Consider the following 22,827-nt stretch of genomic DNA (forward strand, 5'->3'; position numbering starts at 1 on the left):
GTAAGCGAAGCGCCACCGGGCATCAAACGGCTTATTACTTAACAGGGATTGCTTTCAGCAGCTCAGTCAGCAGCGTCCAGTAGTGACCGACGCTTTCAATGTGAACCTGCTCATCCGGGGAGTGTGGCCCCGTGATGGTCGGCCCGATGGAGACCATGTCCATATCCGGATACGGTTTCTTGAACAGACCACATTCCAGACCCGCGTGAATAACCTGAATGTTCGGGGTGCTGTTGAACAGTCTCTGATAAGTTTCACGCACCAGTGCCATGACCGGAGAACTTGCATCCGGCTGCCAGCCAGGGTAGCTGCCTTTTGCAGACGTTTTCGCGCCCGCCAGGGTACCCAGAGATTCCAGCATGCTCACAACGTACTCTTTACCGCTGTCGATCAGGGAACGGATCAGGCAAATGATCTCTGCGCTGTCGTCGCCCATGGTCACTACGCCCACGTTCAGGGAGGTTTCAACCACGCCTTTTGCGACGTCAGAATTGCGGATCACGCCGTTTGGCGTTGCGTTCAGCAACTGGACGAACGTGTCACGAGACTGAGTGGTCAGCGCGGCTTTATCCGTTGTAACGGACTCCAGTACCACCGTCAGGTTTTTCTCTTTCTCAGACAGCTCGTTTTTCAGGGTATCCAGATACAGGCTGGAGAGGTTTTTCAGCTCTTCCGCTTTCGCCGCAGGCACCGCCACGGTCGCGAAGGCTTCGCGAGGGATCGCGTTACGCAGAGTGCCGCCGTTGAAGTCCACCAGACGCAAATCCAGTTCAACTGCATGGCCCGCCAGGAAACGTGCCAGCAGTTTGTTGGCGTTGCCCAGGCCCAGATGGATATCGCCGCCGGAGTGACCGCCTTTCAGCCCTTTCAGCGTCAGCTTAAAGGTTTCGAATCCGGCAGGAATCGCTTCGCGGGACAGCGGCAGGGTAGAGATGAAATCGATCCCGCCCGCGCAGCCCATGTAGATCTCACCTTCTTCTTCGGAGTCGGTGTTGATCAGAATGTCCGCTTGCAGCCAGTTTGCCTGGAGACCGAACGCGCCATCCATGCCCGCTTCTTCAGTCATGGTCAGCAGTACTTCCAGCGGACCGTGTTCAACGCTGTCGTCAGCCAGCACGGCCAGCGCGGAAGCCATACCAATACCGTTATCTGCGCCCAGGGTCGTGCCGCGCGCCTTCACCCACTCACCGTCGATGTACGGCTGAATCGGGTCTTTTGTGAAGTCGTGAACGGTGTCGTTGTTTTTCTGCGGAACCATGTCCAGGTGCGCCTGCAATACAACCGGCTTGCGGTTTTCCATACCTGGGGTGGCAGGTTTGCGGATGAGAATATTGCCAACCTGGTCGCGCTCAGCGTGCAGACCTTTTTCCTTTGCCCAGCCCATAATATGTTCGGCAAGCTGTTCTTCGTGATAGGAAGGGTGCGGAATGGAGCAGATTTTGGCAAAAATATCCCACAGCGGCTGTGGAGATAATTGAGACAGTTCAGACACGATAGGTCTCCTTGTCGTTGCGCTGCAAAACAATGTTGCAGGTCACTGGGTTAGCAGGTTAATCGTTACCACAAGACGGGCTTGCGAGATGCATCTGAGAATACCACTTTCTCCCGTGGCTGGTAGCATTAAGCATGTAAAAACTCAGGCTCATGGCGCGTAACACTGGTTTTTAGTGCGTCAGATCTCTATAATCTCGCGCAACCTGGTTCACCCTCATTTTTTTAAGCCGTATATAAACAGGCTGGGACACTTCACATGAGCGAAAAATACGTCGTCACCTGGGACATGTTGCAGATTCACGCACGCAAACTGGCTGCGCGTCTGATGCCTTCCGAACAGTGGAAAGGCATTATTGCCGTCAGCCGTGGCGGTCTGGTACCGGGGGCGCTGCTGGCACGTGAGCTGGGTATTCGTCATGTCGATACCGTATGTATCTCCAGCTATGACCACGATAACCAGCGTGAGCTGAAAGTGCTGAAGCGCGCGGAAGGCGACGGTGAAGGCTTTATCGTTATCGACGATCTGGTGGACACCGGCGGTACCGCTGTGGCTATCCGCGAAATGTATCCAAAAGCGCACTTCGTCACTATCTTCGCGAAACCAGCGGGTCGTCCCCTGGTTGATGATTACGTCATTGATATCCCGCAGGATACCTGGATTGAACAGCCATGGGATATGGGCGTGGTCTTCGTACCGCCTATCTCTGGCCGTTAATTTCAGTACGTAACTTTACACGCCCGGTTATGCCGGGCGTTGTTCTTTTTGGCCTGCCACGCGTTACAATGGTCTCCAAGTGATGTATCCATGGAGGCAACGCAATGGCGCAGGCGAATCTCACCGAAACTCTTTTCAAACCCCGTTTCAAGCACCCTGAAACCTCGACGCTGGTGCGTCGGTTTAATCCGGGGACCATGCCTGCTGTACAGTCAGCGCTAGATGGTAAAAACGTGCCCCACTGGTATCGCATGATTAATCGCCTGATGTGGATCTGGCGCGGTATCGATCCACGTGAAATCCTCGACGTGCAGGCGCGTATCGTGATGAGCGAGTCTGAGCGCACCGACAGCGATCTCTACGACACGGTAGTGGGCTACCGTGGTGGGAACTGGATCTACGAATGGTCAAAGCAGGCCATGCTCTGGCAGCAAAAAGCGAGCCAGGAAGAAGATGCCACTCTCAGCGGCAAACACTGGCTGCATGCGGCAAACCTTTACAGCATCGCTGCATACCCGCATCTGAAAGGAGACGAACTGGCGGAGCAGGCCCAGGCGCTGGCAAACCGGGCTTATGAAGAGGCCGCCCAGCGGCTGCCTGGCCGGATGCGTGAAATTGAGTTCGCCATTCCCGGCGGTAGCCCGGTGACTGGATTCCTGCATATGCCGGAGGGGGAAGGCCCGTTCCCGACGGTTCTGATGTGCGGCGGCCTGGATTCGTTACAAATTGATTATTACAGCCTGTATGAGCGCTACTTTGCCCCAAACGGGATCGCCATGCTGACGCTCGATATGCCATCAATTGGTTTTTCATCCAAATGGAAACTTACGCAAGACTCCAGCCTGCTGCACCAGCATGCATTAAAAGCGCTGGAGAATATCCCCTGGGTTGACCATACCCGGGTAGGTGCGTTTGGCTTCCGCTTTGGCGCTAACGTCGCGGTACGGCTGGCCTACCTTGAATCTTCCCGCCTGAAGGCCGTCGCCTGTCTTGGTCCGGTAGTGCATGCACTGCTAAGCGAGCCTGCGCGTCAGGGTAGCGTTCCTGAAATGTATCTGGACGTGCTGGCGAGCCGACTTGGCATGCATGATGCTTCAGATGAAGCGTTGCGCATTGAACTTAATCGGTATTCATTAAAAACGCAGGGCTTGCTGGGCCGCCGTTGCCCAACCCCGATGATGTCCGGTTTCTGGAAGAACGATCCATTTAGCCCGGAAGAGGAGTCACGCTTAATCACCTCGTCATCTTCGGATGGCAAATTGCTGGAGGTACCCTTCAGCCCGGTGTACCAGAATTTTGACAAAGCGCTTAAAGAGATCACACGCTGGATCACGCAGAGATTGTGTTAATAGTTTGCTAAATTTCGTTGGTTTGGTAAAACAGTGCTTCACAAAAGGAGATCGCAATGACGTTACCGAGTGGACACCCGAAAAGTAGACTGATTAAGAAGTTCATGGCTCTTGGCCCGTATATTCGAGAAGAGCAGTGTGAAGAGAATCGCTTTTTTTTCGACTGCCTGGCTGTTTGCGTCAACGTGAAGCCTGCACCCGAAAAACGTGAGTTCTGGGGCTGGTGGATGGAAATGGAAGCACAGGAAAACCGTTTTACCTATAGCTATCAGTTTGGCCTGTTTAATAAAGACGGGCACTGGCAGGCGACGAGCATCAAAGATCAGGAAGTGATCGATCGCCTGGAGCATACGCTAAAAGAATTTCACGGCAGAGCTCGCGACCTGCTGGCAACGCTGGATCTGAAGCTGGAGCCTGCGGACGATTTTTCCAGCGAAGCGGTGAAACTGAGAGCCTGATGATGTCACAGCGCCGGGTGGCGGCTACGCCTTACCCGGCCTAAAAACGTATTACTCCCCAGGTCCGGTAAGCACAGCGTCACCGGGCACAAAAAAACCGGCTCAGCGCCGGTTTTTTTATTACCACAACATCAGAACTGGTAGGTCATGCCCAGCGCAACGATATCATCGCTGCTTACGCCCAGTTTATTATCGTCATCGATCTGGTTGATTTTATAATCAACAAACGCAGACATGTTTTTGTTGAAATAATAGGTCGCACCTACATCGATGTATTTCACGATATCTTCATCGCCGATGCCTTCGATATCTTTGCCTTTAGACTGCACGTAACCCAGAGATGGGCGCAGACCAAAGTCAAACTGATATTGCGCAACCACTTCGAAGTTTTGCGCTTTATTTGCAAAGCCACCGGAAATAGGGGCCATATTGCGGGTTTCAGAATAGAGAGTGGCCAGATATATATCGTTGGCATCATATTTCAGACCGGTCGCCCAGCCTTCTGCTTTTTTACCTTCGCCGCGTGCCTGAAGGTTTTGCTCATTGGTGCGATCGGAGCTGGCATACGCACCAATCACAGAGAAATCGCTGCCGCCGAAGTCATAGCTCAGGGAGGTACCGAAGCCGTCACCGTTTTGCTTCTTCACGTCGCGGTTTTCATTTTTACCCTGGTATTGCAGGGTCATATTAAGACCGTCAACCATGCCAAAGAAATCGGTATTACGGTATGTAGCCAGACCGGAAGCGCGTTTCGTCATGAAATTATCGGTCTGCGCCAGGCCGTCACCGCCGAACTCCGGGAACATATCGGTGTATGCGGCGACGTCATACAGCGCACCCAGGTTACGACCGTAATCAAAAGAACCAAAATCTTTCAGTTTAATACCCGCAAATGCCAGGCGCGTTTTTTGAGAAGAGTCGCTTTCTGCTTTGTTACCCGCGAACTCTGCTTCCCAACGTCCGTAGCCCGTCAGCTGATCGTTAATCTGCGTTTCACCCTTAAAGCCAAAACGAACGTAAGTCTGGTCACCATCCTTCGCGTCATCATCACTGAGGTAGTGCATTGCTTTTACTTTGCCGTACACGTCCAGTTTATTACCGTTTTTATTATAAACTTCTGCTGCGTGAACAGATGTGGATGCAACTACGCCCATTACCACTAATGCCAGAGTGCTCTTTTTCATTTTCAATCCTGATTTTATAAAAACGCGCTAATATTCGCTGAGCAATAAGATTCAACTTATTACCCCGTGAAAAACAGGAAGGGTTTTATCGTTAGTGGGTGAACGTTTTATGACAAAGTAAGAATATGTCTAAAAAAGTATGTTTTAATTTTTCGGTAATAAAATTGTCAAAATCTGCCGCTACGCTTCCTGATCCCGCGCAACAAAGTGACGGGTGATGTGCTAAGGCAGTTGGCAACGGGGCTGACACCTGTTAAAACGTCTGACTGACATCATTTTCCCTTATTGTTGAACGGCAGAGAATCATGAGTGACAGCCAGACGCTGGTGGTAAAACTCGGTACCAGTGTGTTAACAGGCGGATCGCGCCGCCTTAATCGTGCCCATATCGTTGAGCTTGTACGTCAGTGCGCTCAGTTGCATGCCGCAGGGCATCGTATTGTGATTGTGACCTCCGGGGCGATTGCCGCCGGGCGTGAACACCTGGGCTACCCCGAACTCCCCGCGACGATCGCCTCCAAACAGCTGCTGGCCGCCGTAGGACAAAGCCGACTCATACAGCTCTGGGAACAACTGTTCTCCATTTATGGCATTCACGTCGGGCAGATGCTGCTGACGCGTGCGGATATGGAAGACAGAGAACGTTTCCTGAACGCCCGCGATACGCTGCGCGCGCTGCTGGATAACCATATCGTTCCGGTCATCAACGAAAACGACGCTGTTGCCACCGCTGAAATCAAAGTAGGCGACAACGATAACCTCTCTGCGCTGGCGGCGATCCTGGCAGGGGCCGATAAGCTGCTGCTTCTGACCGATCAGCAGGGGCTGTTTACCGCTGACCCGCGTTCCAATCCACAGGCAGAACTGATCAAAGACGTTCACGGCATTGACGATGCGCTGCGTGCCATTGCGGGAGACAGCGTTTCTGGTCTTGGGACAGGCGGTATGGGCACCAAGCTCCAGGCTGCGGACGTGGCGTGCCGGGCCGGTATCGACACCATCATTGCCGCGGGCAGCCGTCCGGGCGTGATAGGTGATGTGATGGAAGGCATCTCTGTGGGCACACGCTTCCACGCCCAGGCGTCCCCGCTGGAAAACCGCAAACGCTGGATCTTTGGCGCGCCCCCGGCTGGTGAATTGACCGTGGATGAAGGCGCGACCGCCGCTATTCTGGAAAGAGGAAGCTCGTTGCTTCCAAAAGGAATTAAAAGCGTGACAGGCAACTTCTCGCGTGGTGAAGTGATCCGAATCCGTAACCTTGAAGGTCGCGACATCGCTCATGGCGTAAGCCGTTATAACAGCGACGCGCTGCGTCGGATTGCTGGCCACCATTCCCAGCAGATCGACGCCATCCTGGGCTATGAATATGGCCCGGTTGCCGTGCATCGCGACGACATGATTATTCGTTAAGGAGCCAGAACATGCTGGAACAAATGGGCGCAGCCGCGAAAGCCGCCTCGTATAAACTGGCGCTCCTTTCCAGCCGCGAGAAAAACCGCGTGCTGGAAAAAATCGCTGATTATCTGGAATCCCAGTCGCAGGAAATTTTGCTCGCCAACGAGCAGGATCTGCTGGAAGCGCGTCGCAACGGCTTGAGCGAAGCGATGCTCGACCGTCTGGCATTGACCCCGGCGCGTCTGAAAGGTATCGCCGACGACGTCCGTCAGGTGTGCAACCTCGCCGACCCGGTAGGGCAGGTGATTGACGGTGGGGTGCTCGACAGCGGGTTACGCCTTGAGCGTCGTCGTGTGCCACTCGGCGTCATCGGTGTGATTTACGAAGCGCGTCCAAACGTGACGGTGGATGTTGCCTCCCTGTGCCTGAAAACCGGTAACGCCGCTATCCTGCGTGGCGGGAAAGAGACCTGGCGCACCAACGCCGCCACGGTGAACGTCATTCAGCAGGCGCTGGAAGAGTGCGGCTTACCGGCGGCTGCCGTGCAGGCGATTGAAAGCCCCGATCGTGCGCTGGTGAACGAGATGCTGCGCATGGACAAACACATCGACATGCTCATCCCACGCGGCGGCGCGGGCCTGCACAAGCTGTGCCGTGAGCATTCCACCATTCCGGTCATTACCGGCGGTATTGGCGTATGCCATATCGTGGTGGATGACACCGCGGAGATCGAACCTGCACTGAAGATTATCGTCAACGCTAAAACTCAGCGTCCAAGCACCTGTAATACGGTGGAAACGCTGCTGGTGCATCAGGGCATCGCCAGTACCTTCCTGCCAGCGCTGAGCAAGCAGATGGCGGAAAGTGGCGTTACGCTGCATGCGGACGAGAAGGCTCTCGCCCTGCTGAAAGACGGTCCGGCAAAGGTCGTTCCGGTTAACGCGGAGCAGTACGACGATGAGTATTTGTCGCTGGATCTGAACGTGAAGGTAGTTGCGGATCTCGATGACGCTATTGCGCACATTCGTGAACACGGAACCCAGCATTCTGACGCGATCCTGACGCGCACCCTGCGCAATGCCGATCGTTTTGTGAATGAAGTGGATTCGTCTGCGGTTTACGTGAATGCCTCGACGCGCTTCACCGATGGCAGCCAGTTTGGTCTGGGTGCAGAGGTGGCTGTGAGCACTCAGAAGCTGCATGCCCGCGGTCCGATGGGGCTGGAAGCACTGACCACCTACAAGTGGATCGGCTTCGGTGATGATACCATTCGTGCGTAAATAATCGCGGGTGATGCAAAAATAGCCGTTTGATTCAAAAGGGCATTGACGCATCACCCCGTTAGATCTACTCTTTTGCCCCGTGGTTACGCTCGTAACCGGTCTCTCAGGGCCGATATAGCTCAGTTGGTAGAGCAGCGCATTCGTAATGCGAAGGTCGTAGGTTCGACTCCTATTATCGGCACCATCATTTCATCCAGCATCATCCTCAAATGTCCATTTTTCCTTGTTTTTCGCGGTGTTGGATGTTCTATCTGTCCGCCGTTATCCACCTTTTACCGTTGCAATCCAAATTTAAAACGGGTACATAAACGGGTATCTGAGTTTGAGGCGGGTACCTATGAAACTAAACGCGCGACAGGTCGAGACGGCAAAGCCTGCCGAGAAAGACTATAAGCTGCCGGACGGTAACGGGCTTATCCTGCTGGTGAAAACCAGCGGGGCGAAATACTGGCGCTATCGTTATACCTTCGCCGGTAAAGAAAAGATGCTGGCGCTCGGTGTGTATCCGGTTGTTTCGCTAGCGGCCGCTCGCGAAAAACGAGACGAGGCCAGGCGGAACGTTGCAGCAGGTGTTGACCCGGTGAAGGTCAAAAGCCATGCCGCAGCTGCGGCAGCAAAGACGATCACGTTTAAAGAGATTGCCACAGAATGGCACGAATTCAAGAAGCCGCGCTGGTCGCCTGGCTATGCCTCTGACATTCTCGAAGCGTTCAATAAAGATATCTTTCCAGCAGTTGGACGATTGCCTGTTGCTGAGATCGAACCGGTCCAGATGTTGACGGCGCTGCGTAAAATTGAGAATCGCGGCGCAACCGAGAAAGCAGCCAAAACACGTCGGTGGTGTGGTGAGGTGTTCAGCTATGCAGTTGCGACCGGGCGCGCGAAGTATAACCCCGTCAGCGAACTGAACAGCGCAATGACCGGGCATAAAGGAGAGTCCTTCCCGTTCCTGACGGCTGAAGAACTGCCCGATTTTCTCGCGGCGCTTGAGAGTTACAAGGGGAGCCCGCTCCCCCGGCTGGGGTTGCAGATCATGATGCTGGCAGGGCTGCGTACTTACGAACTGCGGCATTCAAAATGGGAATGGATAGATTTCGATAATCGGCTGTGGGAGATACCCGCCGAATTTATGAAGATGGATCGCCCGCACCTGGTACCGCTCTCCGATCAGCTTGTTGTCTTGCTGAAAGAGCTGCACGGTCTGACAGGTCGATACGTGAATATGTTTCCGGGCAGGAATGATCCGTCAAAGGTCATGAGCGAGAACACAATAAACAGGATGATCCACACGCTGGGTTATAAGGGGAGGGTAGTAGGGCATGGCTTCCGGCATACATTCAGCACTATCCTTAACGATAAAGGATTCAACTCTGACTGGGTTGAACTCCAGATCGCTCACGTGGATAAGAACATTATACGCGGGGTTTATAACCATGCCCTGTATATGGAAGGGCGTCGGGAGATGATGCAGTGGTATGCGGATTATATTGACCAGCTGCGTTTGATTTAAAGAAACTGTTTTTTCCACTCTTCGACCTCGCCGCGTACCCAGCGGGAGGTTCGGCTCCCGAGCTTCTTAGGCTTCGGAAACTCGTTATTACTGATGCGCTCATAAATACTGGATTTTTTCAGGCCAACAGAGCGCTCAACCTCTTTGATGTTAATCAGGTCAGTGTCAGAGATAACCGGTGTCATGCTATACCTCTCTTTTTCATGGCATCGAGCAGGATGTCCTGCACTGTTCGTTTTGAGTTGCGCCGCTCCATCACCATTTCGTCCATAGTGTCGGCAGCGATAATGTGGTGAATAAACACCAGGCGGTTGTGTCCGGCTTGAATCTGCCGGGTGGGCCCGATGCGTTCGATAATTTGCTGGTACTGCTCCAGATCCCACCAGTGCGAGAAAAACACCAGTATGTTCCCGCCGTCCTGCATATTCAGGCCGTGGCCTGCGCTGGCCGGGTGTGCGAACAGGACAGGGATTTTCCCGGCATTCCAGTCGCGTAGCGTCTGTGGATCTTGGTCGAGGTGGCGACCGCGAGGAAATGCTTTAAGCAAACGCTCGAGGTCGTGTTTCCAGTGGTAGGCCACCAGCACCGGTGCGCCAGCCGCTTCGGTGAGAATGCTGTCCAGCGCCTGGAGCTTCGCGTCGTGCAGTTCTGACCAGCTTCCGGCGTCGTCGGTGTACACCGCACCGCTGGCAATTTGCAGACACTTCATCGTCTTTGCCGCGGCGTTTGGTGCTTCGATGCCTTCGCCGTTCAGCTCGAGGAACATTTCCTTTTCCATTTCGCGATACTGCTGGCGGGCTTTCGGCGGCATATCTACGCGGATCACGTTATGGATGGGCTCTTTGATGTCGAACCAGTCGGCGGCATCGAGGGAGATAGTCACGTCGGCCAGCGCCCGCTGTATTTCGCTCTGCGAATGGGCGAACGGCTCCAGTTTCGTACAGCTCTGCCCCGGAAACTGTATTGAGTTGAACCAGCGGGAAGTAAACGCGCCGTAGGTGCGCCCGAGACGCTGCCCCTGATCCACAAACCACGCTTGCCCCCACAAATCTACCAGACCGTTCGGCGCTGGCGTACCGGTGAGATTCATCCACCGCCGGACGTGCTTATGTGCCACCTTGCCTAGCGCCGCCGCGCGCTTACCTCCACCTCGTAGCCGGAAAGATTTCAGCCGGGTGCTTTCGTCGGGGATGACGGTACCGAACGGCCAGCGGCCGCCCAGCTCTTCCACCAGCCATATCAGATTGTCGTAGTTGATGGTAAACACGCTCGCGTTGCTGTTCGCCAGCGCCGCGGCGCGCGCCTTAGCGTTACCAACAATCGGCTGCACCTCGATATTGCGCAGGTGCCCCCATTTCACCGCTTCATCCGGCCATGTGCTGGCTGCCACTCGCAGCGGTGCGAGGACTAGCGCGGGCTGCGTCTCCGCTCCTGCCATGAAGAGATCTTCCAGCGTGGTGAGCGTCGCCACGGTTTTACCCATGCCCATGCCCGCCCAGATGTTGCAGCGCAGAGTATCGATTTCGTGGTTGATGATGAGGTTTTGATAAAGGCGGGGGGTGAAAGTCTTGCTTGATAAGATCACATAGCCTCCTTGTGTTATTATGCAAATTACCATTCCCCATTAGATTGTATTTGCCATGGAAGAATTAAAGAAAGCATTAAAAGGTAATTTCCCATTAGTAGCTATTTTGACATCGGTAGGGTATTTGGTATCTTATTTTTATCAGTTGTCGATAGCTAACTACTATGGATACCCAGAGGAGTATATAGCGTTCGATCTCGATGTTTTATTGCGAACTTTTGCTTATTTCTTTGCTCTTGCGCTTATTATCTTTGCACCTATGCTGCTATACCCTTCATCTATGAGTAAAGGGTGGTTGGTATTAATATTTGGGATTATTTTAATATCATTGTATCTAAGGGTTTTTTCTGCCGTTAACCCCTTTTCTTTCTTCAATGATAAAAAAGCAATCGGCATGAGTACCATATTTGGTTACGCAACAGTACCCATATTGTCTTTTTATATTATTCTTTCCTACTTCGATGATATTAAGCATCCCAAGTCTGGTGTTTTTGTATTGGTTGTTTCTGCTTTTCTTCTTAATACAGGACCTAACCTTATAGGTTCCTTTTCGTCGTACGCTAAATCACAGTACTTTCAATTAAAACAAGATGAAAAATACGTGTTATTAAGCTCAAATGGCGGGCGTATGATCTTTGGTTCTTGCGATTCCTCTGGCGTTAGTTTTTTACTTAAAGACGTTTCGTCAGTAGGTGAGTTGACTTCTATTAAATCAAAAGAACAGTTAAATAAAATTCGTGATTGTTTTTTCAATCGCGATTTCAAATAATTCCCTCCAGATTTTTGCTATCCAGTACTACCACGGTAAAGCCCAGCGCGCGCAGCCTTTCGTGTTCGCGCAGCTGGTCGGAGCGCGGTGATTTGCCTGGTGCTTTGCATTCGACAAAGACGAGACGGCCGCCGGGGAGCAGGACAATACGATCTGGTACCGAGCGGCGACCGGGTGACACGAACTTAAAGGCTACCCCGCCAGCCTTTCTCACTTCGGCGACGAGGTGCTTTTCGATAAGGCTTTCACGTTCATAGGCCATTATTTTTCACCTTCCTGCTTTTTGCGTTTCTTCATGCAGGTAGCGCAGTTCTCAGGGTGTTCATGCCATTCATCAATCCTGATGCCAGTGAACATCCATTTACCACATAGTGATATGGCTTCCCCCGAATTAAAGAAATGCGCTTTTTTCGACAGAGCGGGAAAACCCCACCCCTTATTGTCAATGTTAGGCATCGTCCACCGCCTTACGCTTTTCGCGCATGTTCTGCATCAGGCAAAAATCAGACCGGCGTTCGCTCCAGTCCTGATTAAGTTCGTTACGTGATTCGCGGTTGGCTTTGGACCAGACCTTTGCCGCCCGGTCATATTCGCCGGACTGCTCAAGGCGCAAAGCCTCCCGCGCAGTCCGGTAATAAAGCGGACTGTCCCGATATTTAAATGACATAGGGTTAATCCTTACGGTAGTGATACGCCTCGAAGCCGCCAGCGTTCAGCGGGATGTCGGGCGCCCATTCGGGGTTAGTGGAGAGCAGCGCGGAGAGCGCTTTATCGTTGAAATCGTCAGTGTCCGGCGCTTCGGTGATCACCTCATCGTGTACCGTCAGCACAATGCTGTAACCGGCATCCTCGATCAGCGGCATGTTTCCGGCCAAAACGTCGCGGGCGGCCGCCTGAGTGACGTTTTCCACCAGCTTTCCGCCGTAGGTTTTGAGCCGCTGCCATTTGCGCGAGTAGGAGTTAACGCCCTGGTAGGTGATATTCCCCTTCTCGATGGACGGAGACGGGTAGCACAGTGCGCGCCCGGATGGCAGCTGTATGCGCAGCCATGCACCATCACGGCGGATTTTCAGATAGCCGCAGTACAGCGTCTTTTTGGGTGTAGCGATGGCGGTGCGGACGGTGCGCTCGAGCTCGTACCAGAAATCGCAGGTTGCGGGATGCGCCCGGCGCCACAGGCGCTTGAGCGAGTCACATGCGATAAAAACCCGCTCTGACAGGCCAAAGGTCGATTTACGTTTAACCGATTCGTCGTACCAGCTTTTCGCCTCGCGGATGACATCACGGGGGATATTCGGCAGCGCGGCGTTCGCAAGCTCGTCGAGGTCGAGACCGTAGACCAGGGCGAAGGTAAGAAATGCCGCAACCCCCCCGCCGAAGCCGAGGCCCAGCTCCATCACCTTGCCGATTTGGCGCTGGTATTTATCAACATCGTCCGGCGAGATATTGAAGGCGCGGGCGTAGGCCAGTTTATACAGGTCCGGTCCGGTCCCCTCGTCATACTCCCGGAATGCGTCCAGCTTCCACTGCTCGCCGGCAAGCCAGGCCAGTTTTCGCCCCTCGATATTCGACAGGTCGCTAACCACCAGCTTTTTGCCCGCGGGGGCCATGATGCAGCCGCGCAGCGCCGAGCTGGTCAGCTCCATGATGTTATCGAAAAGCAGATCGGCGCATCCGGCTTTCAGCGCCTCGATACCCTCGTCTATCTGGTCCTGCTCAAGTGAAGGGCGGGGCAGATTCTGGGGCTGGAACAACCGCCCGGCCCAGCGTCCTGTTCGCGATGCGCCGCAGAACTGCAGCGTGCCGCGCAGACGCCCGTCACTGCTCACGCCCTTCATCAGCGCTGTCTATAACGCCTGGCGGTATTACTGTGATCGCCAGTACCGCATTCTGCATCAGTCTGAATCAGACGGAACCGCGTATAAAACCAGCCGTGACACTCAGAACGTCCTGCGTAACCATCCGCTGACCAAAGGCATGCTTCCTGACGGGCAGGGAACCGTTGAGCAATGGTGGGTTAATGGTGCGCTGGATTTACGTAACGGCAGCATGTACGCAAAAGGCATCCTGTCTAACGTAACCTCAGCGCGCGCCAACGAATGCCAGAACGACGACGTAGAGGTACCACGTAATATCCAGACTCCGGAGGCACGCGAAAAGCTGCGCTATCGCCTGGGAGAGCAAACCCACATCCTGATCCCCGGCGGACGCAAACTTTATATCGGTACACCGCACACGCATGATAGCCTTTATGATGAGGTGGAGTCTATGGGCGCCGACTGTCTTACCATCCGGTTATTTGATAAAGAAAAGCGCATTGAAGCGAAAGAGGCCTCGCAGCTGCGCTACGCAGTGCCTTTTCGCCCGGATTATGTTTTTGCTGGCATCCACAAGGCGGCGCGGCTGTTGGTCGAAAACGTGGATTATAAGCTGACCGCCGACGGCGTTGAGTTTGCGGACGCACCGGACACGGTTATCGATTTTTATGCAGACTGCGCCTGGCCTGAACGGTTCACCCGTGAAGAAATGGAGAACCGCCGTAAAGAAACCCGCACGATTAACGAGTGGGATAGCCAGTATCAGCTGCACAGTAAACCCGTCGGAGACGTTCGCCTCGACCCTGACCGCATCCGGGAATACAACATTCATCCACAAATTCGCTATGCGAACCGTACGGCTTCGCTGTGGCTGGGTAACGTGCAAATCGTTGGTGCTGTTGCCTGGTGGGACGTGGCCACTGGCAAGGTTAAAGCTGACGCCTCTGCATTCTCTCTGATGCTTACGGATGCCAGGGGGCATTTGTACTGGCATATCTGCCAGGAGCTTACCGGGGAGCTGGCAGAGTTCGACGATAACGACAAAATCGCCGGCGGGCAGGTAGCGCAGATCAGAGAGCTGGTGCTCAAATATCAGATCCCCGTGGTTTGTGTCGAAGTAAACGGCCCGGGCAGCTTCGCGGGTAAATTACTGCGTCAGGGGCTCAAGGGGACGGGCTGCGGTGTCCGGGAAGAGTTCAGTATCACCAACAAGCAGAAACGCATCCTCGATGCGTTTGAAGCGCCGCTGTCCTCGCGGTTCCTGTGGGCTCACACCGACGTGCTCGACGGTCCTGTCTATGACCAGATGCGCGACTTTAACCCCGCACTGACCAACCAGCCAGATGACTTTATCGACTCCGGCGCGGGAGCAATAAGTCAGACCCCAGTACGCATCGGGAAAGTGGTCGGGATTCCGACCGGACATACGCGCGAAGATTGGCAGTTAAGTGACGGAGATCATCTGGTCGACGTCGATTACTAACTTGCCAGAGGTTTCGCATCATGTCGGTACCGAACCAGACTCCATATATAATTTATAACGCCAACGGCCTGACCACCGTTTTTCCCTTCGAGTTCTATATCATCAACTCCGGTGATATTCAGGTCACAATTAACGGCACCGTTATTACTAGCGGGTACACGGTGTCCGGGGTAGGGAATATCGGCGGCGGGGATGTGATTATTATCACCCCGCCAGCCAGCGGATCGGTTGTGATGCTGGAGAGGGTAGTGCCAACGTACAGGCTGACCGATTATCAGGATAACGGCGACCTCCTGGCCGACACGGTTAATAAGGATTTTGACCGCCTATGGATGGCGATACAGCGTTACGGTATACATCTCGGTCTGGCACTTCGCCGCCCGCTGTTCGGTGGTCCCTTTGATGCAGAGGGTTATCGTATTGAGAAACTGGCAGATCCGGTAAATGCGCAGGACGCAGTGACTAAAAAGTATTTAGAAAGCATATCTTTATCCCGGGTGCTGCGCGTTCCAGAGGAATCCGTTGGGTTAGTACCTTCGCTGGGTCTGCGTCGCAATAAACTGCTGGCATTCAATAATTCAGGTGACCCTATTCCGGTGTTGCCAGAATCAGGGTCTGCCTCAGATGTTTTGATTGAGCTGGCAAAACCTACCGGATCCTCTCTCATTGGTTATAAGTATCCTGTGGATGGCAGTGTACAAAGAACCGTACAGGATAAGCTTGATGATTTCGTATTCCTTGAGGATTTTGGCGGCAAGGTTAATGATATTAATGTAGATAACAGCATTGCATTCACAAAAGCATTTGCGGCATCCCCTAACGTCAGACTTAAATACCCTGGTATCTATTATATGAAGACCCGTGAGGTAGTATTACCCCCAAACTGGAATATTGAGGGGTTAGGTTTTAATACTGAACTCAAGTACCCGGGTACTGATACAACATTCGTCATGTTTACAGCTAACGGAACCGGCCCGGAAGACTTTGAACAAGTTCGTGGAGGGGTATTCCGAAATCTGACAATCGCTGCTGATGTTTCTCTCACTAGCGCGTTTTTATTCCGCCATCTGAAGCACGCACTATGGGATCGCTGTTTCTTCTACAACGCTGGAACAATAATGGACAACTTCCATTACATTGATTACATCTTCTGCCAACGTTGGGGAAGCCCGTTCTATGGTGCAGCTACTACAAATACATATAACCATCTTAGCGAGATGCCACGATGGTTAAACTGTTTTTCTTCTAATTCTCCAATTGATCTGATTGATACTACAGATGCTGTTCTTTCAAACAGTATCTTCTATAACGGGGAATTTGTTGTTCGCCAAAGATACACGGCTCCAGGATTACTACCTGGCGATAAAACATACGGATTCCCTATACATATTAATCATTGTGTTATGGATGCCGTTCGTGGGGCCGCATTAGACCTTGACAGGCTTGCTTATTTTAATATTACAGGGAATCTGATATCTGCTGGTAGGGATTTGGAAAACGACGGAGTTGTGATCACTAACAGCGTTTCAGGAACATTCTCAGATAATGTAATTACTTTTTCTGATGCGTTTGGGCAAAGAGCATATAATCTTTATCAGTGTAATTTTGGTGGGAATATACTCAATGGAAACAAAGCAGGAGGTATTTCCTTAAGTAATAGCAAGCAATGCACAATATCTGGTGGTGCGATGGGGACATCTTACTCCTATGGTGGGTACTACGTACGACCAGTTTGCTTCACTGATCCAGCAAATAGTTGCACCGATATTACCCTAATGGGAATTCAATTTGATGATGACCTTACTGTAAAACTAAATCTTAATACAAATCCACCAACAAATAATAGAATACTTGCATGCAGGGGTACGCCTGATACTTTTTATAGCGGACCTACTTCAGCCAGACCATCCCCTGTCGGAATGGGGTTCACTTATTTCGACACAACGCTAGGGCTTCAAATACAGTGGAACGGCACAACAGGGAGCTGGCAAAGATCAGATGGGACAAACGTATAATAAAAGGGCGTCCATGGACGCCTTTTTTTTACCCAGAAATCTTTTTGGCAATCCTTGCCCCAGCATTGATGAAAGGTTTTTCTATTACGTTGAATATCACATATGCCAAGCAAACAGATATTGTTAAAGATGATATATATAGAGGCAATGATCTAATATTAGTGTTAAGCCCTATTGTCTGACCATAAAGCTCTATGTATTTTATTACTGGAACGTGAATCAAATAAAGCGAGTAAGATATTGTTCCTAATGATATTAGTACTTTGTTAAAAACAAAAACTGAATTTCTTTCAAGAATTATAACGCAAGATACTATCGCAAAAGCAATATATGCAGATTTGGTTAGCCCATGACCTTCTGAAATTCCATTCAGCCAAAACACAAAAGAAAATCCTAGCAAAGCTATGGCAAGGCTGTTAATTACTCCGTTGTTTATTTTGAATTTATTAATGGATGGAAGTACTTGTGCAATTATCATTCCAAGAATGAAATCAAAAACAATTGGGTTTCCTATGAACCCAAAGTGAGATAATAAATATCCACCATTAAAATAATATCTTTGTGCGTCGATGGTAATGTTACCATTGAATATAACAGGCAATAAAATACTTATGCTCACCAGTACAATAGATGCAATCAAAGCTCTGTATTTGATACTAATTGACATTGAGAGTGCAAATACAATATAAAAATACATTTCATAAGCTAAAGACCATGAAACAATTATGGTTCCCCAGCCATAATATGGAGGTAAGGAATTCCAGTCTAGCGGTATAAGGAAGAAAGACTTAATAATGTTTACTGTTGATAAAGTACCATCCTCTGCAACGCCGGTGTAAATGTTCCTATAAAACAGGGCTACATAAACAGCAAGTATTACAAAGTAAACAGGATATATTCTAAATATTCTTTTAACAAGAAATGACGCTGTATTACGCAATGATGGTGAGTTTATGTTTCTTGTGGAATATGAAATAATAAATCCGCTTATTATGAAGAATATTTCAACCCCGAATATTGCATTTGCTGTCAGTCTGTCCATCAATGATCCAAGTTCTATTTGACCAAACATACCACGATTATGACCAATGGCAACAACAAGGGCTGCAATACCTCTAAGCGCCTCAATTCCGTAAAGCTTTTCATTTTTAATACTATTCATAATATAAGTTCTATTTTTTAATTAAAGATATTGTTTTTTTTGTAATCCATTTGTAGCCACATAGCTATCATGACAATCTCTATTAAAATCATAATGCTATTGCCTTCACTATGCCCTTTTATTAATCCTATGACGCTCAGTAGTGCTGCAAATCTCACAAGGTTATTAGAAATTGACTCCATCATAGACATTGCCTTTTCGATGTAATTAACAGTTCGTTGCCTCTTAACAGCTACGATAAACCCAGGTCCATCTAGATTTTTATTGATTCGAGAGAGTTTACCATCTGTGGTTGCTTGAATCGACCTCCACAATATAGTCGGGATCCCGACCGGCTCGCCCGCTTACCCTCAGCCCACTACTATGATTTTCCCCACAAGGGGTGAGGCATGAGGATGAACAACCTTTCAGACGTAGCAGCAGGACTCTCCTACGGCACATCTATTGGCAGCTTTGGGTATTGGCTGTTGCAGCTGCTCGATAAAGTAAGCCCCAGCCAGTGGGCCGCAATCGGCGTCATTGCCAGTATTCTCTTTGGTTTGCTGACATATCTGACCAACCTGTATTTCAAAATCAAAGACGATCGTCGAAAAGAGGCCCGTGATAATGGCTACCAGCAAGACTAAACTCAGCGCCGCAGTTCTGGGGTTAGTGCTCGCCGGCGCACCTGCATCCGTCATCCTCGATCAGTTTCTGAATGAGAAAGAGGGTAACAGCCTGACTGCGTACAAAGACGGCTCCGGCATCTGGACGATTTGCCGGGGCGCCACGATGGTTGATGGTAAACCGGTGGTGCAGGGCATGAAACTGACACAGGCCAAATGCAATCAGGTGAACGCCATCGAACGCAATAAGGCTCTGGTGTGGGTTAACCGAAATATCAATGTGCCGCTGACAGAACCGCAGAAAGCGGGTATTGCTTCATTCTGCCCGTACAACATCGGGCCGAGTAAGTGCTTCCCGTCCACGTTCTATAAGCGCATTAATGCCGGTGACCGTAAAGGTGCATGTGAAGCGATCCGCTGGTGGATTAGAGACGGTGGCCGCGACTGTCGACTGACAAAAGGCCAGAAGAATGGCTGCTATGGTCAGGTTGTGCGCCGGGATCAGGAAAGCGCGTTAACGTGCTGGGAGATAGACCAGTGACCATTAAAGCGAAGCTGTTAGCGCTGGCCGTTCTGCTGGCGCTTTTCGCTGGTACCTTTTACGCGGGTTATCTGAAAGGCTGGTACGCCCATAGCGAGAAGGTAAACAGCGAGCATACAGAAAAAAACAAAAAGGCTGAGAAAACCGTCGCTGCTGGCGAGCAAAAAGCGGCAGCGGCCAGTGCAGAAGGTAAGGTGATTTACCGAACCATTTATCGAGACGTGGTGAAATATGTTAACGACCCGAAGCATATTAAGTGCGATTTTGACGATCACGCTGTGCAGCTGCGGCAGCGAGCCCTCGATGCGGCCAATTCCATCAGCGGATTTGATGCAGGAGCCATGCAAGGGAGCGAGTAAAGCAGGAACAGACAGCGACGAAGATCTGCAAGCAGACATCGAAACAGCGGAATGCCTGCGCCAGTTACGGCTGGATAAATACCGTTGGCAAGCTTGGTACAGGGCTACGGAATAGCCCTGTTTTGTTCCTCAATCGGGAGCGAAATCAAAACGGGTATCAATTCGGGTATCTACGTTATTTGTGAAAATAAATCACAGTAAATACATGGTATTATGTTCTGTGTTTTGCTCCTATTATCGCACCATTTCAACTTCTCCCGCTATCTCTTTTCGGATTCGTTTGGTTGCAATCTGAAGTTCTATTTAAACGCCTAATCATTTTGGTTTGTCTCCCCGCCTGGTTTGCCATCCGTTCTGTTGTGAACAGGTCGAGAATAACGGCAAGATATGCACAGTGTATTCATCTCAGACATACGTTACGTCGTACCGCAAAGTTATGGAGCAGAACCAGTTGACCGTATTCTGGTTTGAACTCTGCCCTGAGATGTGCATATCACCAACGTTAAGATGGTCATCCGAAAATCACCTTATTTCATATTAAACCGATTAAAGGGCTATAAAATTTTATCTTTTTTTCACACAAATAAATAAAGGAAGAGGAACATCGCCAAAAACAAAGGTATTGAGGTATATTCGAACGGTGAGCCTGTTGTTTTCCAGATCAAACATATCGAAAAGCAGCCCAGAGGCCTCTGTCTCGGTCATGCTGTCCCCGGGGTGAGCTGTTGTCTTCATATCACTCAGGTAAAAATCGCTTTTGTTTCTGCTCAGGACCGTGAATGTTATATCCCGATTAACGAGATGCGTATTGATGGGGGAAGGCTGTCTTGCTGATACCGAAGTACCAAAGATACTGATAATACTTTCAGTACCCGGTCGTATCACCACACTGATGGTTCCATTAAAGAGAAACTCTTGATCGCCCGGTGAATTCATTTGTAAGGTTCCAGAGCAGTTAACATTGCCACTTTTAGTCATGTTACTGATAGTGACAAGGATGCCTGAGAAAAACACAAATAAAGTAATTGTTAATAATTTATATTTTTTATTCATGGCTATATACGCTCTTGCAACTGGATAACTTTTTCTTGTTGCCAGCCTGATAACTGCATCTGCTGATGAATAAACGTCCTGCTTCATCAAAAATCAGGCTGTCTTCCTGCTGAGAGATATAAAAGCTTCCTGGGAGGCAAGGTATTGATTCTCTGGCTATCTTTTCAGTTAAGGTGAGTCTCACGGGGAGCAGTTCATGCGCACTTCTGAAAAACATATATACAGGGCAGCTGTCAATCGTACCGACCTGGTATACCCTGGATACTTTCATCTCATTAGTTTTAAGCTGAATATGATAACAAATAAGTAAGAACATGATTAATGACAATGCATTAAGGCCATGAAACCATACTAATCTTTTACTGTTTTTTGTAATGGAAGTCGTACTGTCCTCTTCAGTGCCTGTATCTGTATTAGTCTCTGTAAGAGACATCCCCTGTTCGACCGTGTCAGCTAGAAAATCATCACTGAATGAACGGGTATCCGGAAGCAACAGGTCTTGTTTTTCTGCTCCGGGTTCGATCATTTTCACTTCTACATCTTTGTTCATCACAAAACCGGTACGTGGAATAGTGATGATGATATCGGCTGTTTCACCAAGTAACTGAAAATTTTTTCTAATCAACGATACATATTGTGTAAGTGTATTGTTGGACGCTTTATAACCGTACTCATCCCATACGCAATTGAGGATTTCTTCACGGGTTAAAGTTGACCCCTGATATCTGATAAACAAAGACAGCAACCTTGAGGCCGTTGCTGGAAGAAGGATCGAGTCATAACTCTTACAGTTAGTTAAAGAACACTGAGCGTCATCATAAACAATATTCTCATTGAAAATATAGAGCATAACCCGTCCTTATCCTTCAGGTCTTACCTGCGGCACTTTTACCTGTATGAAATAGTGAAACTGATTTTGGCGCTGAGTTTAGCATATTAAACATATCTGTCACGCGAATATGATAGTGTTTTGTTATTTACAATAAATATCATATCAAAATATAGAATTCTCCTTGCGACATGAATGTTTTATATACATTCTGATGGTTTTTAAAACTCTCTTAATGATGAGCCTTATTTCTATATAAAAGAATAAAAAAATTAATAATGCATATATACTCAGATGAATTGTCTGATATTTATATATTTTGCAATATATTATATAAAAAATTAGAAGTCAGAGTTATGATTGTTTCATTGCAGACGGACACGCTGAAGCAAACGAAAGTAAGGATAAACACTGCGATACTGATAAAAGAAGGGTATGAAACATGCTGATAATGAATGATACACTTGAAAAGAAATGTTCTTACAATTGTGAAATGGATGTTACGCCTTTCCTTCAGCCTGTTATTAATACTTATGATAACTGTATCGTGGGAGCAGAAATCCTCTGTAGAGTAAAAACAAAAAAAGGATACATACTTAATCAGCTGCATATCGAAGAACTTGAGGTGCCTGAGCGTGCAGATTTTTATGCAAGAGAGCTTTTACTGAAAACGGCAGAACTGTTAAGGAAAAATGACGGCGCAGGCGAAATCCCATCGGGCTTTGTTTTTTCTCTGAATATCACCTGTGGTCAGATAAGTTCTCAAACTATCAGAAATGCGGTGGTGAGGTTTAAGAGTTATTTCAAAACAGACGTGGTGATCCTGCTTGAGATAGTGGAAAGAAATATTACTGATGCGACCAGTGATATTCTGAATGCAATCACATTCTATAATTCTATCGGAGTGAAGTTCGCTATTGATGATGCTGGGATAAACACTGCTGCAATGAAATTTTTTGGCGTAAGTAATGTTTCAATTCTAAAACTGGATCGCTCGGTTACGCAGATAAAAGAGAACTTTGAACTAATTTACCGGAAGTTAATTGATGGCATCGTAAAGGTATCTTCGCTGTGCGGGGTGCATATTGTTGCGGAAGGAGTGGAAAATCAACATCAAAAAGAAGCTCTGGAAAAGGCTGGCATCATACATATGCAAGGGTATTTTTTTTCACGACCTTTATCCGTAGCTGCTTTTTGTGATTTTATAAAACACTACCGCTGA

24 protein-coding genes, 1 tRNA gene and 1 pseudogene are annotated in these 22,827 nt (G+C 49.7%); 14 read left to right on the forward strand and 12 right to left on the reverse strand.

Translation table 11 applies throughout. The features are described 5' to 3' along the window. Nucleotides 1-34 precede the first annotated feature (34 nt). Complete coding sequence (pepD, locus tag ACOT1A_RS19370; protein WP_063151176.1) at nt 35-1,492, reverse strand: cytosol nonspecific dipeptidase; 1,458 nt, start codon at nt 1,490-1,492, stop codon at nt 35-37. Nucleotides 1,493-1,750: 258 nt separating this feature from the next. Between pepD and gpt the strand changes: the two genes are divergently transcribed. The 3 genes from gpt (at nt 1,751) to crl (ending at nt 4,016) form a co-directional block, all read left to right on the forward strand. Further along, on the forward strand, nt 1,751-2,209 hold the full coding sequence (gene gpt / locus ACOT1A_RS19375) for a xanthine phosphoribosyltransferase (protein WP_003863205.1): 459 nt from the start codon (nt 1,751-1,753) through the stop codon (nt 2,207-2,209). 104 nt (nt 2,210-2,313) lie between these two features. Continuing rightward, entirely contained in the window at nt 2,314-3,558 is a 1,245-nt protein-coding gene (gene frsA / locus ACOT1A_RS19380; protein WP_023305490.1) for an esterase FrsA, read from the forward strand. 56 nt (nt 3,559-3,614) lie between these two features. Further along, nucleotides 3,615-4,016, forward strand: coding sequence for a sigma factor-binding protein Crl (gene crl, locus ACOT1A_RS19385; RefSeq protein WP_022647149.1), 402 nt, complete (start codon nt 3,615-3,617; stop codon nt 4,014-4,016). Between the two features lie 131 nt (nt 4,017-4,147). Here the strand turns inward: crl and phoE are convergent, their stop codons facing one another. Continuing rightward, the gene (gene phoE / locus ACOT1A_RS19390; RefSeq protein WP_022647150.1) at nt 4,148-5,200 is read right to left on the reverse strand and encodes a phosphoporin PhoE; all 1,053 of its coding nucleotides are present in this window, start codon (nt 5,198-5,200) and stop codon (nt 4,148-4,150) included. Nucleotides 5,201-5,505: 305 nt separating this feature from the next. Here phoE and proB point away from each other — a divergent pair, with 305 nt between their 5' ends. From proB to ACOT1A_RS19410, 4 genes are all read left to right on the forward strand, one after another. Beyond that, nucleotides 5,506-6,609, forward strand: coding sequence for a glutamate 5-kinase (gene proB, locus ACOT1A_RS19395; RefSeq protein WP_015571369.1), 1,104 nt, complete (start codon nt 5,506-5,508; stop codon nt 6,607-6,609). A gap of 11 nt (nt 6,610-6,620) precedes the next feature. Further along, a complete protein-coding gene (gene proA, locus ACOT1A_RS19400; protein WP_105322437.1) occupies nt 6,621-7,874 on the forward strand; it encodes a glutamate-5-semialdehyde dehydrogenase in 1,254 nt (417 codons plus the stop codon). A gap of 111 nt (nt 7,875-7,985) precedes the next feature. Further along, nucleotides 7,986-8,061 (forward strand) — tRNA-Thr (locus ACOT1A_RS19405). 153 nt (nt 8,062-8,214) lie between these two features. Continuing rightward, nucleotides 8,215-9,387 (forward strand): tyrosine-type recombinase/integrase, encoded by a 1,173-nt coding sequence (locus tag ACOT1A_RS19410; RefSeq protein WP_063148310.1) that lies wholly within the window; start codon nt 8,215-8,217, stop codon nt 9,385-9,387. Here ACOT1A_RS19410 and ACOT1A_RS19415 read toward each other — a convergent pair. Both ACOT1A_RS19415 and ACOT1A_RS19420 read right to left on the reverse strand, forming a co-directional pair. Continuing rightward, a complete protein-coding gene (locus ACOT1A_RS19415; protein ID WP_000189281.1) occupies nt 9,384-9,572 on the reverse strand; it encodes a helix-turn-helix transcriptional regulator in 189 nt (62 codons plus the stop codon). The two genes, ACOT1A_RS19410 and ACOT1A_RS19415, sit on opposite strands and share 4 nt — an antisense overlap. After that, the gene (locus ACOT1A_RS19420; RefSeq protein WP_232944554.1) at nt 9,569-10,969 is read right to left on the reverse strand and encodes a DEAD/DEAH box helicase; all 1,401 of its coding nucleotides are present in this window, start codon (nt 10,967-10,969) and stop codon (nt 9,569-9,571) included. Before ACOT1A_RS19420 ends, ACOT1A_RS19415 begins: the two co-directional genes overlap by 4 nt. Before the next feature lie 58 nt (nt 10,970-11,027). Between ACOT1A_RS19420 and ACOT1A_RS19425 the strand changes: the two genes are divergently transcribed. Beyond that, nucleotides 11,028-11,741 (forward strand): hypothetical protein, encoded by a 714-nt coding sequence (locus ACOT1A_RS19425; RefSeq protein ID WP_063148312.1) that lies wholly within the window; start codon nt 11,028-11,030, stop codon nt 11,739-11,741. On the opposite strand, the gene ACOT1A_RS19430 is transcribed toward ACOT1A_RS19425, so the two are convergent. From ACOT1A_RS19430 to ACOT1A_RS19445, 4 genes and pseudogenes are all read right to left on the reverse strand, one after another. Then, nucleotides 11,734-12,003 (reverse strand): VRR-NUC domain-containing protein, encoded by a 270-nt coding sequence (locus ACOT1A_RS19430; protein ID WP_105322477.1) that lies wholly within the window; start codon nt 12,001-12,003, stop codon nt 11,734-11,736. The genes ACOT1A_RS19425 and ACOT1A_RS19430 overlap by 8 nt on opposite strands. Then, complete coding sequence (locus ACOT1A_RS19435) at nt 12,003-12,197, reverse strand: hypothetical protein (RefSeq protein ID WP_057781064.1); 195 nt, start codon at nt 12,195-12,197, stop codon at nt 12,003-12,005. Before ACOT1A_RS19435 ends, ACOT1A_RS19430 begins: the two co-directional genes overlap by 1 nt. Next, entirely contained in the window at nt 12,190-12,408 is a 219-nt protein-coding gene (locus ACOT1A_RS19440) for an ANR family transcriptional regulator (protein WP_058685317.1), read from the reverse strand. The genes ACOT1A_RS19435 and ACOT1A_RS19440 overlap by 8 nt, the downstream gene beginning before the upstream one ends. Nucleotides 12,409-12,412: 4 nt before the next feature. Beyond that, nucleotides 12,413-13,585: pseudogene (locus tag ACOT1A_RS19445) on the reverse strand (DNA polymerase); the annotation flags it as partial. Between ACOT1A_RS19445 and terL the strand changes: the two are divergent. Continuing rightward, nucleotides 13,542-15,041 (forward strand): phage terminase large subunit, encoded by a 1,500-nt coding sequence (gene terL / locus ACOT1A_RS19450; RefSeq protein ID WP_256145853.1) that lies wholly within the window; start codon nt 13,542-13,544, stop codon nt 15,039-15,041. The pseudogene ACOT1A_RS19445 and the gene terL overlap by 44 nt on opposite strands. 20 nt (nt 15,042-15,061) lie before the next feature. After that, nucleotides 15,062-17,056: a phage tail fiber protein gene (locus ACOT1A_RS19455; protein ID WP_368958436.1), complete on the forward strand. Its 1,995-nt coding sequence runs from the start codon at nt 15,062-15,064 to the stop codon at nt 17,054-17,056. A gap of 28 nt (nt 17,057-17,084) precedes the next feature. Here the strand turns inward: ACOT1A_RS19455 and ACOT1A_RS19460 are convergent, their stop codons facing one another. After that, nucleotides 17,085-18,218 carry an acyltransferase family protein gene (locus ACOT1A_RS19460; protein ID WP_256145854.1) on the reverse strand — a complete coding sequence of 378 codons (1,134 nt, stop codon included), beginning with the start codon at nt 18,216-18,218 and terminating at the stop codon, nt 17,085-17,087. Nucleotides 18,219-18,235: 17 nt separating this feature from the next. After that, nucleotides 18,236-18,403 (reverse strand): hypothetical protein, encoded by a 168-nt coding sequence (locus ACOT1A_RS19465; RefSeq protein ID WP_176690879.1) that lies wholly within the window; start codon nt 18,401-18,403, stop codon nt 18,236-18,238. Between the two features lie 210 nt (nt 18,404-18,613). On the opposite strand from ACOT1A_RS19465, the gene ACOT1A_RS19470 reads away from it, so the two are divergent. From ACOT1A_RS19470 to ACOT1A_RS19480, 3 genes are read left to right on the forward strand one after another with little or no spacing between them, the layout of a single operon-like run. Further along, nucleotides 18,614-18,844 (forward strand): class II holin family protein, encoded by a 231-nt coding sequence (locus ACOT1A_RS19470; protein WP_105322479.1) that lies wholly within the window; start codon nt 18,614-18,616, stop codon nt 18,842-18,844. Continuing rightward, nucleotides 18,825-19,364: a lysozyme gene (locus ACOT1A_RS19475; RefSeq protein ID WP_105322480.1), complete on the forward strand. Its 540-nt coding sequence runs from the start codon at nt 18,825-18,827 to the stop codon at nt 19,362-19,364. The genes ACOT1A_RS19470 and ACOT1A_RS19475 overlap by 20 nt, the downstream gene beginning before the upstream one ends. Further along, nucleotides 19,361-19,723, forward strand: a complete 363-nt coding sequence (locus tag ACOT1A_RS19480; RefSeq protein WP_105322481.1) for a hypothetical protein — start codon at nt 19,361-19,363, stop codon at nt 19,721-19,723. The genes ACOT1A_RS19475 and ACOT1A_RS19480 overlap by 4 nt, the downstream gene beginning before the upstream one ends. Nucleotides 19,724-20,287: 564 nt before the next feature. On the opposite strand, the gene ACOT1A_RS19485 is transcribed toward ACOT1A_RS19480, so the two are convergent. Continuing rightward, nucleotides 20,288-20,776 (reverse strand): hypothetical protein, encoded by a 489-nt coding sequence (locus tag ACOT1A_RS19485; protein WP_368958437.1) that lies wholly within the window; start codon nt 20,774-20,776, stop codon nt 20,288-20,290. After that, on the reverse strand, nt 20,769-21,626 hold the full coding sequence (locus tag ACOT1A_RS19490) for a winged helix-turn-helix domain-containing protein (RefSeq protein ID WP_022647175.1): 858 nt from the start codon (nt 21,624-21,626) through the stop codon (nt 20,769-20,771). Before ACOT1A_RS19490 ends, ACOT1A_RS19485 begins: the two co-directional genes overlap by 8 nt. A 421-nt stretch (nt 21,627-22,047) precedes the next feature. Between ACOT1A_RS19490 and ACOT1A_RS19495 the strand changes: the two genes are divergently transcribed. Further along, nucleotides 22,048-22,827, forward strand: a complete 780-nt coding sequence (locus tag ACOT1A_RS19495) for an EAL domain-containing protein (RefSeq protein WP_045622414.1) — start codon at nt 22,048-22,050, stop codon at nt 22,825-22,827.

Origin of the sequence: Enterobacter cloacae complex sp. SYL003, from assembly GCF_049236925.1 — a bacterium.
In the GTDB taxonomy this organism is placed as follows: domain Bacteria; phylum Pseudomonadota; class Gammaproteobacteria; order Enterobacterales; family Enterobacteriaceae; genus Enterobacter; species Enterobacter intestinihominis.

Coding starts and splice junctions, on each gene's coding strand:
- crl (WP_022647149.1), top strand. CDS start 3,615: ATGACGTTACCGAGTGGACACCCGAAAAGTAGACTGATTAAGAAGTTC.
- ACOT1A_RS19495 (WP_045622414.1), top strand. CDS start 22,048: ATGCTGATAATGAATGATACACTTGAAAAGAAATGTTCTTACAATTGT.
- ACOT1A_RS19485 (WP_368958437.1), bottom strand. CDS start 20,776: ATGAATAAAAAATATAAATTATTAACAATTACTTTATTTGTGTTTTTC.
- ACOT1A_RS19425 (WP_063148312.1), top strand. CDS start 11,028: ATGGAAGAATTAAAGAAAGCATTAAAAGGTAATTTCCCATTAGTAGCT.
- ACOT1A_RS19470 (WP_105322479.1), top strand. CDS start 18,614: ATGAACAACCTTTCAGACGTAGCAGCAGGACTCTCCTACGGCACATCT.
- ACOT1A_RS19460 (WP_256145854.1), bottom strand. CDS start 18,218: ATGAATAGTATTAAAAATGAAAAGCTTTACGGAATTGAGGCGCTTAGA.
- frsA (WP_023305490.1), top strand. CDS start 2,314: ATGGCGCAGGCGAATCTCACCGAAACTCTTTTCAAACCCCGTTTCAAG.
- ACOT1A_RS19465 (WP_176690879.1), bottom strand. CDS start 18,403: ATGATGGAGTCAATTTCTAATAACCTTGTGAGATTTGCAGCACTACTG.
- ACOT1A_RS19475 (WP_105322480.1), top strand. CDS start 18,825: ATGGCTACCAGCAAGACTAAACTCAGCGCCGCAGTTCTGGGGTTAGTG.
- ACOT1A_RS19415 (WP_000189281.1), bottom strand. CDS start 9,572: ATGACACCGGTTATCTCTGACACTGACCTGATTAACATCAAAGAGGTT.
- ACOT1A_RS19430 (WP_105322477.1), bottom strand. CDS start 12,003: ATGGCCTATGAACGTGAAAGCCTTATCGAAAAGCACCTCGTCGCCGAA.
- ACOT1A_RS19410 (WP_063148310.1), top strand. CDS start 8,215: ATGAAACTAAACGCGCGACAGGTCGAGACGGCAAAGCCTGCCGAGAAA.
- gpt (WP_003863205.1), top strand. CDS start 1,751: ATGAGCGAAAAATACGTCGTCACCTGGGACATGTTGCAGATTCACGCA.
- ACOT1A_RS19440 (WP_058685317.1), bottom strand. CDS start 12,408: ATGTCATTTAAATATCGGGACAGTCCGCTTTATTACCGGACTGCGCGG.
- ACOT1A_RS19490 (WP_022647175.1), bottom strand. CDS start 21,626: ATGCTCTATATTTTCAATGAGAATATTGTTTATGATGACGCTCAGTGT.
- ACOT1A_RS19435 (WP_057781064.1), bottom strand. CDS start 12,197: ATGCCTAACATTGACAATAAGGGGTGGGGTTTTCCCGCTCTGTCGAAA.
- phoE (WP_022647150.1), bottom strand. CDS start 5,200: ATGAAAAAGAGCACTCTGGCATTAGTGGTAATGGGCGTAGTTGCATCC.
- proB (WP_015571369.1), top strand. CDS start 5,506: ATGAGTGACAGCCAGACGCTGGTGGTAAAACTCGGTACCAGTGTGTTA.
- proA (WP_105322437.1), top strand. CDS start 6,621: ATGCTGGAACAAATGGGCGCAGCCGCGAAAGCCGCCTCGTATAAACTG.
- ACOT1A_RS19455 (WP_368958436.1), top strand. CDS start 15,062: ATGTCGGTACCGAACCAGACTCCATATATAATTTATAACGCCAACGGC.